Below are 13,607 nucleotides of genomic sequence, written 5' to 3'. Positions count from 1 at the left end.
CTCGATTTTTTGTTTTATTTGCAGTAAATGAGCGGGAATATTTTTGTTTTTTGCCGATTTCGATCTTGTTGACAATAATTGTTTACCTTAGACATTTTTGTTAATTTCACCTCATTGAAAATTGATCCAACATTAAGAACCTCACTACTATGAAGCTTGCCGCTTTAATCCAGCCACAAATCACCCAACAAGTAGAATCTTTATATCACGTTTACGTAAAGCTAAATGAAGCCGAACAGATCACCTTAATGATTTTGGCTGTGGTGTATAAACCGATTGGCATAACAAAGTTAGCGCAAGTTATCGATATATTGGTTAGTCGTGGTTTTTTAGCACATGACAAAAAGCAGTATCTGTTAAGTAAGGAGTCTCGAGAACGACTGACTACACAGTCGTTATTAATTCCTAGCAGAGAGGGGTTGCACCTCAACAGATTACTTGCCAATCGTTTAATGCTTGAAATTGAACAGTTTCAGTCTCACACCTTATTAGAGATTACGAATGATCAAGCACCGTCAAGGTTACTAGAGATCATAATGGCCGCTGAACAGGTTGTGCCTGTGGTGAACAGTTACAGTTGGCAGAACAAAGATGCCGATAGGGCCAGAGTCATACGAGATCTTTATTATTTAAAGCAAATAGACCAGCTTGAAGAGGCATTATCATTTAATAAGAACCCGCAGATTATCGATCACTCGCAAAATAAAATTTTGCTTGAGATATTTTTCTTACCGTTTGATTTAGACACGTTTTTACAACTCCCCAATGTGCTGCAATATCAAGCGTTTGCCACTCTCTTTAGAACGTTTCAAATAGAGGGGGAAAATTGTGCTTACCCGCTTCAATTATTAGAGCGGGTGTGCGGCGCCAAGACACAAAAAACAAACCTTACAAACAATATCGATTGTCATCATTTACTGGCAGAACAATATTTGTATCAACAGCGTTTCGACGACTTTTTGCGAATTCAAGATACCCAAGACACCAGCAGTTATGGATTGCAATTACGTGGTGCCTATTGCTTTTTAACCGGTGAAAACCAGCAAGCGATTGACAATTTTGAGCAAGCAATGCAGGTTAAAAACAAACTCACCAAGCGTAAAAAACAATACTTGAATGAGTTGTTGGGGTACTTCTATAAACTGGCATTAGTGGTGCAGGCTAATCAAGATGATGTAAGTTATTTTACAACTGCTCTGCAACAAGTCGAATTTGAGGAAAGTGATCGTAAAGTTAACAGTGATTTTTATTATATTGGGCAGGGTATTGTTAAACCGATCATGTGCTTATCGACGGGCGAAAAATACAATATCAATATTGAATATAATAGTATCGATGATAGGGCTGACTTTTTCGCTCATCAACTCTGTTATTTTAATTATCTCTTGGCACAGGTTTGGTGTAATCAAAGCAAAGACCCTGCGCTTACCAAGTTAGCATTAAAATACCACGCTAATTTTATGCAGCTTGGTTACCCCTTATTTGCGCATATATGTAAACAAATGGCAGCAAGTTTTAGTCATGAAAAAAGTAATAAAAATCTCGAGTCTACGTCACAACAACATGCGAAATTGATTGATATTACCAGCCTGATAGAAACCAAATCACTATGGGATTTAGCACTAGATAAGTTAATCGCTCTTAATCCAAATGCTGACAAAAATTTGACTCTGCCTAAAGAAGTAATAGTAAAGCCTGTTCGCTTAATTTGGGAATTTGAGGAGAACTATGCTCACAGTTTAACTGCGCGGGAGCAAAAATTTAATAAATCAGGGTGGAGTAAAGGACGAGTAGTATCGCTAAAGCGGCTAAAAGAAGAGACCGATTCTTTTGACTACCTAACTGACAGCGATAAAAGAATTTGCCGTGCAATTGATGCTTATCAAAGTTGGGGATACTACTCAAAAGTTGAATATACACTACATGGATTATCTGCGCTGGAAGCCGCGGTGGGTATTGACAACTTGTACGCTTCAGACGACATAAATCAAAATATTGAAATCATCAAACGCGAGCCTGAATTATTGGTTAGCCAGATTGGCGAGCAACTTTGTTTAAGCATTGCCGACCTACCCAACGATATCGGTGATTATGAAGGCCAGCCCACTTATGATTTAAAGGCTATTAGCGATACGCAGTATCAGCTCACCGTGTTTTCCCTTGATCATCTAAAAGTTGCCGAGATAATTGGCGAGGCAGGTTTGTTAATTCCGATCAGCGCCAAGCAAAAAGCGCTGGAGGGTATATCGGCTATTGCACCGTTTTTAAATATTCAATCTGATATCACAGAGCTTGATACCGGATTAGAAAACCATAAATGTGATCCCAATTTGGTGGTGAATATTCAGCCTGCTCAAAACGGGCTAACATTTACCTGTGTGGTGATGCCATTTGGCGAAAAAGGACCGGCATTTAAACCTGGTGTTGGTAATGCCAGTTTAACGACTGACTTAAATGGTAAACGTATGGCAACCCAGCGGGACTTGCAACGGGAAGAAACGTTGTTGGATCAGCTCGATCAAGCATGCCCCGCCTTTTTAAATATGGCTGATAACGTCTTACTATTAGACGATTTACAACTTGCCCTAGCAGCCTTAGAACAATTAGAAATAGCCATTAGCCAAGCAACATTTGATTTAGTTTTGCGCTGGCCGAAAGGCAAAAAATTGAGCTTATCGAAAAAATTGGACAGCGAGCATCTGCAACTGGCGTTCAGTCAAAAAAATGAGTGGTTTGATATAACGGGTGACTTGCAAGTAGATAACGATCAAGTGCTCGAACTGAGAAAACTACTTGAACTAGTGAAAACCAGCAATGGACGTTTTATTGAACTAGGCGGAGAACAGATACTGGCCTTGTCTGACGATTTACGCCATAAACTTGAGTTAATCAATCAAGTCACCGACGACGGTAAATTCCATCCCTTAGCCAGTTTGCAAATAGAAGAAGCCACAACAGGCATGCGCATGAAAACTATTCATGCGTGGGATCAACAAACCCAAAAAATGCATCAAGCAAATACGATTAAACCGCAAATCCCATCAACCTTTCAAGCGCAATTGCGCGATTACCAACTGGTGGGGTTTGATTGGGCGTCGCGACTTGCACATTGGGGAGCGGGTGCTTGTTTAGCCGACGATATGGGCTTGGGTAAAACCTTACAAGCCCTCGCCATTCTGCTTTCGCGCGCAAGCCATGGTCCCAGTTTAGTTATTGCCCCCACATCGGTATGTTTTAACTGGCAGCAAGAAGCGCTAAAATTTGCGCCTACGCTGAATGTCAAAATATTTGCCGACTCAACTAACACCTTAAAACGTGAAATGTTGTTAGATGCGTTAGGCCCATTTGATTGCGTGATCATTAGCTACGGACTGTTACAACGTGAAAGTGAAATACTCAAAAAAGTGCACTGGCACAGCATAGTTGCCGATGAAGCCCAAGCGTTGAAGAACCCACTGGCTAAACGCACTAAAGCTGCCTTCGCATTAAAAAGTGACTTTAAAATGATCACAACAGGCACGCCGATTGAAAACAATTTGACTGAACTGTGGAGTTTATTTCGCTTTATTAACCCTGGCTTGCTTGGCAATATAAAACGCTTTGCTGAACGATTTTCATTGCCCATTGAAAATGCAAACGAAGACGCCTTGGCCGCACGCAAAGCAAACCAAGCTCTTAAAGCCTTGATTCAGCCCTTTATTTTACGGCGCATGAAAAACCAAGTGTTAACTGAATTACCATCCCGTACTGAGATTAACATTCGAGTAGAAATGAGCCCTCAAGAGCGCGACTTTTACGAAGCGCTGAGACTCAATGCAATAGACAATATTAGCCAAAGCGGCGAACAAGCCAATGCTGGCGAGCAGCGCATTAAAATGCTTGCCGAGTTGGTTAAATTGCGCCAAGCGTGCTGCAACCCTAAGTTAGTCATGGCAGAAACTGATCTACCCAGCGCCAAACTAGTGGCCTTGGATGCGTTACTAGAAGAACTGAAACTCAACAACCACAAAGCACTTATCTTTAGTCAGTTTGTAGGCCATTTACAATTGATTAAGCAGCACATAGAAGCCAAAGGTTTTAGTTATCAATATTTAGACGGTTCAACGCCGCAAAAACAGCGACAAAAAAGTGTTAATGCCTTTCAAAGTGGTGAAGGGGATATATTTTTAATTAGCCTAAAAGCCGGCGGCTCAGGCCTAAACTTAACCGCTGCAGACTATGTTATACACATGGATCCTTGGTGGAACCCAGCGGTAGAAGAACAAGCCTCTGACCGGGCCCATCGAATCGGGCAATTACGCCCGGTAACCGTGTACAGGTTAATTGCCCAAAACACCATAGAAGAAAAAATTGTTGCGTTGCACCAGCATAAACGAGACTTAGCAGACAAACTATTATCGGGTAATGAAGCCGTAACTAAGCTGTCGGTTGATGACATGCTGAATCTACTAAAAGAGACCTTCTAGCTGTGGTGAACTCAGCGCTAACTTTTGGGCTATGCTGGCTGCCAGTCAATAGGCAGTATGCTCAGCTAATTCTGGGTGATTCATTGGGCGTTAAAGACTTTGTGATAGGGTGCTCCGCCAATGACGGCTAAATTTGCTTTTGTTCCTCTTCTCAAGTCACCACCGTGGACACGAATGCATGCTTTACCTTACGTAATCTAAGATCGCTGCGTTTATGATATTAAGGTGTTGCAGGCGTACCTTTAAGTATTTTTACAATGTCTGAATTTCCAGTTTCTTCTGCCAAATGAATGAGGTGACTTTTTTGCAATTCGTCAAAAATTTCATTCGTTAAAAGCCCTTTTAGTTGATCCTCATCTCCATCGGTTATTGCCGTTTTCAAGGCTTCCATATGTAACATGGGGTTTTGCTTTAGGGTACTTTCATTATTGTAATCAGTCATAAATAATCCTTATTGTTGTTTATATCATTAGCATATCTACATCTAGTATTTGGGTCACCAGCAGAATATTCAACCCATCTATCAATGGCCCATGAATGTCATTTATCATCATGCTTAACGACATCAATTTTACCGAGTAACTAGTTTCTTGTTCGGTAGGATCATTAAATTCTCAAGACAAAAAAAAAGGAGCCCTCCTAAGATGTAAACGGAGGGACTCCAAAGAGGTTGGAAACCTATGTCAAAGGGTCTATCAATTCAAATAACGCAATTAATAGGCTTCCATAATAGCGATAAATACATGTCACTTAAATAAGGGGTTTCCGCATATCAATGCTTGTTAACTAGTGGTATTCCGCAATAAACCTGTGCCTAACAGGGTTAAAGCTCATTGTTAACTAACGTGTGGATAGTCAGAACGATAGGGGAGCGTAATTTTCGTTGTCCGCTATGCAAATCACTGTTTAGCTATTTTCAGTTTGATTTGGCTATTTGTGCCACTTCACCGTTGTACACAGGCAAAGTGGTAATAGTCTTCTGTGCTCAAAAAAACAACGAATTATTGATGGCCATCAATACCTATCCGCTAAGGAATGTAATGGTAGCACTGCACACATAAATCTGCGGATTTCAAAATTTGCAGAGATATGTATTTTTCCTTAGTTAAATTGTACGGAGGGGTTAAAAATGGCGATAAATATTGCAATTAATGGTTTTGGTCGCATCGGACGCATGGTAACGCGCGCACTTTATGAATCTGGACGCACAGATGAACTGCGCATTGTGGCCATTAACGATCTAGGTGATGCAAACACCAACGCCGTATTGCTAAAACATGACACCGCGCACGGAACGTTTCAAACTGAGGTACGTGTTGATGGTGATAATATAGTGGTAGGTAACGACGAGATACGTGTGTTTAAAGAACGAGACCCATCGAAACTTCCGTGGGGCAAATTAGACGTGCAGGTAGTTTTGGAATGTACGGGATTGTTTCGGACACGCGAGACAGCACAAATGCACATTAACGCAGGAGCGAAGAAGGTACTGTTAGCTGCCCCGGCCAGAGACAGCATAGATGCAACCGTTGTATACGGTGTTAACGACGATACGCTGTTGGCTAAGCATACGATCGTCTCGAACGCTTCTTGTACGACTAACTGTCTTGCGCCCCTCGTTAAGCCTCTGCACGAGGCTATTGGTATAGAAAGCGGCACAATGACAACCATTCATGCTTACACAAATGATCAAGTACTAACAGATGTTTACCACAAAGATATTCGCCGGGCACGGTCTGCGACTATGTCTATGATCCCAACTAAAACTGGCGCAGCCAATGCGGTTGGTCTTGTTTTACCTGCTTTAGATGGCAAGCTCAAAGGCTTCGCTGTGCGTGTTCCTGTTATCAATGTTTCTATGGTTGATTTAACATTTATAGCGTCTCGCGAGACCAATATTGAAGAGATTCATTCCATTATGCGCACGGCGAGTAACGGGGCATTAAAGGGGATACTTGAATATTGTGATGAACTGCTGGTATCCACTGATTTTAATCATAATCCCGCATCTTCAATCTATGACGCCAGCTTAACCAATGTGATCGACAAAAAACTGGTGAAAGTCTGTGCTTGGTATGATAACGAATGGGGATTTTCTAATCGCATGTTAGATACCGCTCTCGCTTTAGCTAATGCACCTTGATATCCAACGTGGCGTTGCGTTTTATGCGGGAGTAACCTCCCGTTAGACCGCTTCTGAACTCAGTGTTAACGATGCAGGTAATGTTGCTTGCAGGCCGACCATAATAACAAGGTCGCCTTCTTCTGGACTGACGCCATCGCCGGGTATCATGCTTACGCCATTGCGTATGATACTGAGCAACAAGACATGACTCTGTTTCAGCAATGCTAGTAAACTATCTTTACTGGTGGTGTTGGTTAAACTGTAGGCGCGCATCACTCGTCCGTCAGGTAATGATATCGTTAGACCGTTACTGAGTTGACGAATTGACTCGTCAACTAAAAGCGTGGGTGGCAGATCAAGCCCCTTAGGATCAGCTAGCGCGACCATTTGACTGATGTATTCTCTGCGGATAGTCGGACTATCAATAGAAAGTGCCACTTGGGACTCATACAGTGTGGGATATTTAAGCGAGCTTGTTAAGGTACGCTGCACCAATGCACTTATTACCACAGTAACGGCTGCTGGCGCGACCAAACCATATTCCCCCGTCATTTCCATAATCATGACTAAACTAGCGAGTGGTGTACGTGCAGCAGCACCGAACAGCGCCAACATACCGATAATGACACAGCTTGCGTAGCTAGGAGAAAACGAGTCAACCACACCCGCTAATTCAGCAAATACTGCGCCCAACATAGCACCAACAAATAGCGTTGGTGCGAATATCCCCCCTGAGCCTCCGGATCCTATGGTTAAGGCCATCGCAAAGGGTTTTAGTATAAGTAAAATAAGTAACACGCTTAGTGACAGTTGATGATTAATTGCCAGTTCAATCCATTGATATCCACCACCAAGAATTTGTGGTATCCACATGGCAATTAAGCCAAGTAGTAACCCGCCAAAAGCGGGTTTAATAATACGAGGTATATTGATTAGGCGGAAAAGGTCACGAATTTTATAAAATATTGAAGGGATAAAACTTGCAACGATGCCACTTGCGATCCCTAAGCCGAAATACCAGCTGAGTTCCATCGGATGTGCCAGTGATAATGCCGCCTGGATATTAAAAATAGGTGACCAACCGACGACGAACCCCATGATGGTGTATGCCGTAGCTGAAGCCAGTATTGCAAAGTATAAAGCGCGGGTTTCCATTGAAAATCCAGAGTAAAGCACCTTAACCGCGAACAAAGCAGACCCCAGTGGGCTTTTAAATATCGCTGAAAGCCCAGCAGCAGTAGCAACCACTGTTAATAAACGACGTTCTGCACTTACTAGTCCAAAACGATCCGCAAGAATGGCGGCGATACCAGCGGAAATCTGCGCGGTGGGGCCTTCTCGCCCAGCAGAACCACCGGAGCCAATAGTGACTGCACTTGCTAAGGCCTTTACCCACGGTACTCTTGTGCGTATGGCACCATCGTGTTGATGAAAAGCTTCAATATAGGCATCGGTGCCATGCCCTTCTGCTTCAGGTGCAAGTCTATAGACGATAACCCCCGATATTAACCCACCAAGAGTGGTCACTACCGGTATCCAGTACAAAGGCATAAAAAACGGAAAGGTTAAGGGCTGAGTTTCATCAAAATGGCCTATGCCCACGATAAAAAATTCGCTGCACACTTGCAGTAACCAAATAAACCCAAGTGCGCCAATGGCACCAACCACGCCAAGACCAAAGCTCCATATTCCCATATAAATTTCACGTCTGGTGCGCCAATTGTATTTTTCAAACACGGCAGTATTCTCGAGTATTCATAAGCTGATTTGGCTTCCACACACTGCGTTATATTAATGATTCATTCCGTTAGATAAATACGGATTATCTTCGTCTGCTTATCAGCGGTAATTATCCGTTAACAGAAATTAATCGGATTGATAGCAATCAATTTTCTATCAAAGAGTGGCTAAAATCGCGTCGAAGCAGTCATGTTTAAATTATCGCTATGCGTAGCAGCCACATTTTACTAAGGGATATACCGCATAGTTGAAACTGTGCTTCTGGCACATACTTTGGGCCTTACAATGAGTACGGTTAGGATCAAAGCTTATTAAGTTTTAAAACTTCCCTTATGAAAAAATTATCAATTCAATGTGTTGACGTTGTCGCACACTATTAGGCGTTCAATGATCCCAAAAAACATTGTTAAGCGACTTAAATTAATCTGTTGGGTCATGCTTTGGATGAGCAATGCCGTTATTCCTTGTGCGTTGGCTGAAGAATCTTTGACTTATGATCAGGCTCGTCAGCGGCTTCGTTTGCAATCTGACGCGATAAAAGCTGCAAATTATCAAGTACAAGGTGAACGAGAAACTCGCCAGTCGCTAGACAGCTTGCGTTATCCAACGCTGAGTATTGATGCGGGGGTAATGGCTTATAGTTTGCAGCGCGAAATGAATATAGAGCCATTGCAAGAAGCTGTGGGTGAGTTGATTTCTGGGGCTGATCAGTTAATCCCTAGTACAGTCAATCTTGACTTCAATTCTGTTGATCCCACCGCTGCGCTTACGTCAAGTTGGTTGTTATATAACGGCGGCCAAACCAGCGCTGCTCGGCAGTTTGCCGACGCGAGCATAACCCTAGCTGAGGCACAACGAACCGGAACAATTGAACATCAGGACAAGATGCTAGCAATTGTTTACTTTGGTCATTTGTTGGCTGGGCGTGTTTTGGCGATACGTGAAGAAGTGCTTGAGAGCGTAAAGCGCCATTTGTATCAAGCTACGCGTTTCGAAGACAAGGGGGTACTGTCAAAAGTAGAGCGATTACATGCGCAAGTGGCCTACGATGAAGCACGGCGAAACTTAGTTCAGGCGCGCTCTGATTATGGCATTGCCGATGTTTCATTGCGACGTTTATTGCATAGCGAGCAGTCGATAGTCTTACAAACCCAGTTATTTGTTATTACGCAAGCGCTACCGTCGCTGGGCGAATTTATTGACGCGGGTATTGATGATAATAGTCAGTTGGCACAACTGCGGGCAAAACACCGTCAGGCAGAACAAGGTAAGGCGATTGAGCAGGCTCGTTGGAAGCCGTCGGTAGTTGCATACGGGAGTTATAACTTAGTACAGAAGGATGCTGATTTTTCAAATCCGTTACCATTACTCGAACCCGATTGGATAGTAGGTATCAATATAAGCTACCCCATTTTTGATCGGCTCAATCGAGGTCGCTTAGTGGGGGCCGCTGAGCAGAAGGTGCAACGAGTACAGGCATTAAGCCGCGAACTTGAAACGAACCTGACGACGTTAATCGAAAAAAGTTATTTATCGGTAAAACGAGCACGGCAACAGTTTTTACTTCTTCAATCAAATATTGAGTTGACCCAAGAAACCCTAAAACTGCGAGAACGTTTGTTCGCTGAGGGCTTAGGTACATCACTTGATGTTATCGATGCTCAACTGACTGTTGCGCGAGCTGAAACTGAGCGTGTTTCCGCTGCGTATGCGTTTGTGGTATCGCTGGCAAATTTACTTGAAGCAAGTGGACAGCTTGAAAAATTCAGCGATTACATCGCACGAGCTGACGTAAAATTGACTGCAGGGGAGCATCAATAATGAAATCCAAGGTTGTAATTATAGCTTCCGTTATAGTGGTTATCATCCTTCTTGGCTTCGGCTTGTTGCAAATTAATTCGCCGGTGCCCTTGCTTTTTCAAGGGCAGGTTGAAGCCAGAGAAGTTGACGTTGCGGCGAAAGTCGCGGGGCGGATACGCGAAGTGTTGGTTCGTGAAGGGGATTCTGTGTCAGTCGGCGATAGGTTATTCGAATTGGACAGCCCTGAGCTTACCGCCAGGATGCAACAAGCAAGTGCAGGACGCGATGCTGCCGTGGCAATGAACGAAAAAGCGGATATCGGTGCCAGAAAAGAACAAGTTCGTGTGGCGAAGTACGCTTGGGACCGAGCGGAGTCAGAAGCAAAACTTGCACAGAAGACCTTTGAACGATTTGATTCTCTGTATGACGAGGGATTGATATCAGCACAAAAGCACGATGAATTACAAACCCGTGCGAAGGCAGCAGTTGATGCTGGCAGTGAGGCCCGGGCAGAGTACGATATGACACTTAACGGTACAAGAACCGAAGACAAGGCGGCGGCGCTGGCGATGGTTAATCAGGCCGACGGATTGATAGCAGAGGTGCAGGCGTATTCAGCGGAAACACACTTAACGGCGCCAATTGCTGGTGAGGTTACTCAGGTGTTAATCGATCCAGGCGAATTGGCACCAACAGGATTTCCGGTGATAACGTTAGTTGACCTTACTGATACGTGGGTGGTTCTTAATGTTCGAGAGAACCATTTGGTCAACTTTCCAATGGGCGCAAAGTTAACGGGCACGGTGCCAGGTCTTGGTGATCAGGATATTCCGTTATCGGTATATTATATTGCGCCGCAAGGCGAGTTCGCAACCTGGAAAGCGACACGTTATTCGTCGGGATATGACATTAAAACGTTCGAAGTGCGATTACGGCCAAGTGACGTAGTGGATGGTTTGCGTCCAGGCATGAGTGTTCTGTTTACGCTTGAATAATCTACAGCAAAGGAAACGTGGCACGTGAGCAAGGTAACGAAATACCAAACGGGTTTTATCGTGGCACTGAAACGTGAACTTTCACAGTATCAGTATCGCGGTGGCGAATTTGTTTTTTCGATCGGTGTTCTGCTGCTCAGCATGGTGACTGTGGCGTGGATATTCACATCAGGCACACTAACCAACTTACCGATTGCGGTAATTGACAACGATGGCTCCAGTGTTTCTCGTACTTATATCCGCATGCTCGAAGCCTCACCTCATCTGCATATTGTTGATAAACTATCTTCACCAGCTGAAGCACGAGAGCTATTAGAGCAGGCTTCTATTTATGCTTTCGTACTTATTCCAAAACATTTCACACGCGACATGAAAACTGGCCGGCAGGCGACTGTGGTCGCTTGGTACAGTCGACAATTTTTAACAATATCAGGAACGATCACCAATAGCTTACTTGAAATCACCGAGACGTTAGCTGCCAGTGCTCAAATAACGTCTCTTGCTAAACGCGGGGAGTCCGTGTTGGCCGCTGGCGTGAATAGTATGCCAGTGCAGTTGGAACTACGAACACTGTTTAATCCCTTTCAAAACTATCAGTATTTTCTTATTGCAGGTCTGTTGCCCGCCATGTTGCAAGTTTTCGTTATGGTGTGGACTGTTTTCTTGGTGGGGCGAGAGTTTCAAGAGCAAACCGGTGCTCGGTGGCTCGCCATAGGGGGCAATGTATATATGGCTATCACGGCTAAGGTCCTGCCAGTGTTTGTCGTTGCATCAGCGATTAGCATCGGGTGCGTAAATTGGCTTTATGGTGTGGCGGGTTGGCCGGTGAGCGGTAGTTTGGGCTTGCTTCTTGTGGGATGGGAGTTACTGATCGGTGCACACATCGTCTTGGGTGTTCTTTTTGCTGGCTTCGCGCCGAATTTAGCCACTGCTTTGTCGTTTGCAGTTTTTTTTACCGCGCCCGCTTTTGCCTATGCCGGCATTACTTTTCCACAATATGCCATGCCTTTAGTGGCACAATTTTGGACGTATATGTTACCTATTCGAACGCTGCTTCGTTTGCAAATTGAACAAACAGAAATAGGCACGCCAATTAGCAATTCAATGCCGGAGTTACTTGTTCTTGTGGTCTTTATTGTAGTGCCGTTACCCTTTGCTATTCGTCGAATTCGAACCCGCTGTACAACGTCGTGAGTAGGGCATTAGAGATGGTGTCATTTTGGCAAAGTTATTGGTGTTCATTGGCGGCTATTTTTCGAGATCGTAACGTAATGCTGCTCGTTATCGTTGGTCCAATTGTGTATTCCTTTTACTATCCGTTTCCATATAGCCCTGAGGTTGTACGAGAGATACCGGTAGCGGTTGCAGATATGGATAACAGTAGCTTGAGTCGCCAATTAGTGCGTTTAGCAGACGCAAGTCCTGATATTAACGTGATAAATGTCGTAAGTGACTCTACTGAATTGCGCCAAGCATTGTGGAATGGTGATATAGAAGGAGGCTTGATCATTCCCGCTGGATTTCGGCGCAATATTATGCGCGGTGAAACAGCTAACGCTGTTGTGCTAGGAAATGGCGCTTACTTTATGTTCGATAGCCTCGAGCTACGCGGCTTTTCAAATGCGGTGCAAGCGCTATCGGCACAACTTGAACGTAGACACGAACTAACCCTTTCAGTTTCACCAGAGCAAGCTGCAGAGCTAAGTGACCCTGTGCGCTTAGATTTACGCACAACATCAAACCCTATCGGCGGGTATTCTACCTATGTTGTGCCAGCGGTTGCCGTTGTGGTACTGCAACAGACACTGTTATTGGGGATTTGTATGTTACTAGGCAGATGGAGAGAGTCTGGCTCGCCATATGATATGACATTTCGAAAAAATCGTTTGGCATTGGTTTTCGCTGTTGCCACTATCTGTCTTGCTAATACACTGTATTACATCGGGTTAGTGTATTGGCGTGAGGATTACCCGCACTTAGGTCAGTTGCGAGATTTACTGCCGGTAGTTATCGTTTTTTCTTTAACCGTTGCGGCATGGTCAGTTGCTATAAGCTCTTGTATCCGTTACCGCGTACAAGCGGTCATTCATTTAATACCCACGTCAATCCCGATCATCTTTATGGGTGGATTCGCATGGCCGATTGAGTCAATTCCTACTCCGTTAGTTGCGGCGAGCATGCTTGTACCTAGCACAGTGGGTATTCAGGCATTCTTAAACGTTGATCAGATGGGGGCTTCTCTTGTACAAGTTTTACCAGAACTTACAGGCCTCTTCATGTTATTTATTGGATCGCTAGCGCTTATCGTTTATAGAAAAAATTGGCCGGTGCCTGTTGATAAGTAATCAGGTTGTTTTGCCCGAACGCAGGTTTTTAGATTCAATCATTGATGCTTAAACCCCAAAGATTATAGAAGTATAACCCCTCCGATAGATCTTTTTTAAAATTGGCAGTTGCCGTGAAAGTAAAGTACAGCCCAAT

General features: G+C 43.9%; 8 protein-coding genes. 6 read left to right on the top strand and 2 right to left on the bottom strand.

Annotation, left to right across the window (positions count from 1 at the left end; genetic code table 11):
• The first annotated feature begins 149 nt into the window (after window positions 1–149).
• Window positions 150–4,466, top strand: a complete 4,317-nt coding sequence (locus GQR89_RS12840; protein ID WP_158770411.1) for a DEAD/DEAH box helicase — start codon at window positions 150–152, stop codon at window positions 4,464–4,466.
• 220 nt (window positions 4,467–4,686) lie between these two features.
• Here the strand turns inward: GQR89_RS12840 and GQR89_RS12835 are convergent, their stop codons facing one another.
• On the bottom strand, window positions 4,687–4,908 hold the full coding sequence (locus GQR89_RS12835; RefSeq protein WP_158770410.1) for a hypothetical protein: 222 nt from the start codon (window positions 4,906–4,908) through the stop codon (window positions 4,687–4,689).
• A gap of 687 nt (window positions 4,909–5,595) precedes the next feature.
• Between GQR89_RS12835 and gap the strand changes: the two genes are divergently transcribed.
• Window positions 5,596–6,609 (top strand): type I glyceraldehyde-3-phosphate dehydrogenase, encoded by a 1,014-nt coding sequence (gene gap / locus GQR89_RS12830; RefSeq protein ID WP_158770409.1) that lies wholly within the window; start codon window positions 5,596–5,598, stop codon window positions 6,607–6,609.
• A 42-nt stretch (window positions 6,610–6,651) separates the two neighbouring features.
• Here the strand turns inward: gap and GQR89_RS12825 are convergent, their stop codons facing one another.
• Window positions 6,652–8,328 (bottom strand): chloride channel protein, encoded by a 1,677-nt coding sequence (locus GQR89_RS12825; RefSeq protein ID WP_158770408.1) that lies wholly within the window; start codon window positions 8,326–8,328, stop codon window positions 6,652–6,654.
• A 390-nt stretch (window positions 8,329–8,718) separates the two neighbouring features.
• Between GQR89_RS12825 and GQR89_RS12820 the strand changes: the two genes are divergently transcribed.
• Genes GQR89_RS12820 through GQR89_RS12805 form a run of 4 tightly spaced genes read left to right on the top strand, consistent with a single transcriptional unit; the run spans window position 8,719 to window position 13,471 of the window.
• Window positions 8,719–10,152: a TolC family protein gene (locus GQR89_RS12820; RefSeq protein ID WP_158770407.1), complete on the top strand. Its 1,434-nt coding sequence runs from the start codon at window positions 8,719–8,721 to the stop codon at window positions 10,150–10,152.
• Complete coding sequence (locus tag GQR89_RS12815; RefSeq protein WP_158770406.1) at window positions 10,152–11,126, top strand: HlyD family secretion protein; 975 nt, start codon at window positions 10,152–10,154, stop codon at window positions 11,124–11,126. The genes GQR89_RS12820 and GQR89_RS12815 overlap by 1 nt, the downstream gene beginning before the upstream one ends.
• 24 nt (window positions 11,127–11,150) lie before the next feature.
• A complete protein-coding gene (locus tag GQR89_RS12810; protein ID WP_158770405.1) occupies window positions 11,151–12,320 on the top strand; it encodes an ABC transporter permease in 1,170 nt (389 codons plus the stop codon).
• A 14-nt stretch (window positions 12,321–12,334) separates the two neighbouring features.
• Complete coding sequence (locus GQR89_RS12805) at window positions 12,335–13,471, top strand: ABC transporter permease (RefSeq protein WP_158770404.1); 1,137 nt, start codon at window positions 12,335–12,337, stop codon at window positions 13,469–13,471.
• Window positions 13,472–13,607 lie beyond the last annotated feature (136 nt).

Origin of the sequence: Paraglaciecola sp. L1A13 (genome assembly GCF_009796745.1) — a bacterium.
GTDB lineage: Bacteria > Pseudomonadota > Gammaproteobacteria > Enterobacterales > Alteromonadaceae > Paraglaciecola.
The sequence above is the reverse complement of the archived record's forward strand: the minus strand, read 5'-3'. Positions and strand labels throughout refer to the sequence as shown.

Bases quoted from the DNA above. Each gene is read 5' to 3' on its own strand.
- GQR89_RS12820 (WP_158770407.1), top strand. From the start codon at position 8,719: ATGATCCCAAAAAACATTGTTAAGCGACTTAAATTAATCTGTTGGGTC.
- GQR89_RS12840 (WP_158770411.1), top strand. From the start codon at position 150: ATGAAGCTTGCCGCTTTAATCCAGCCACAAATCACCCAACAAGTAGAA.
- GQR89_RS12805 (WP_158770404.1), top strand. From the start codon at position 12,335: ATGGTGTCATTTTGGCAAAGTTATTGGTGTTCATTGGCGGCTATTTTT.
- gap (WP_158770409.1), top strand. From the start codon at position 5,596: ATGGCGATAAATATTGCAATTAATGGTTTTGGTCGCATCGGACGCATG.
- GQR89_RS12835 (WP_158770410.1), bottom strand. From the start codon at position 4,908: ATGACTGATTACAATAATGAAAGTACCCTAAAGCAAAACCCCATGTTA.
- GQR89_RS12815 (WP_158770406.1), top strand. From the start codon at position 10,152: ATGAAATCCAAGGTTGTAATTATAGCTTCCGTTATAGTGGTTATCATC.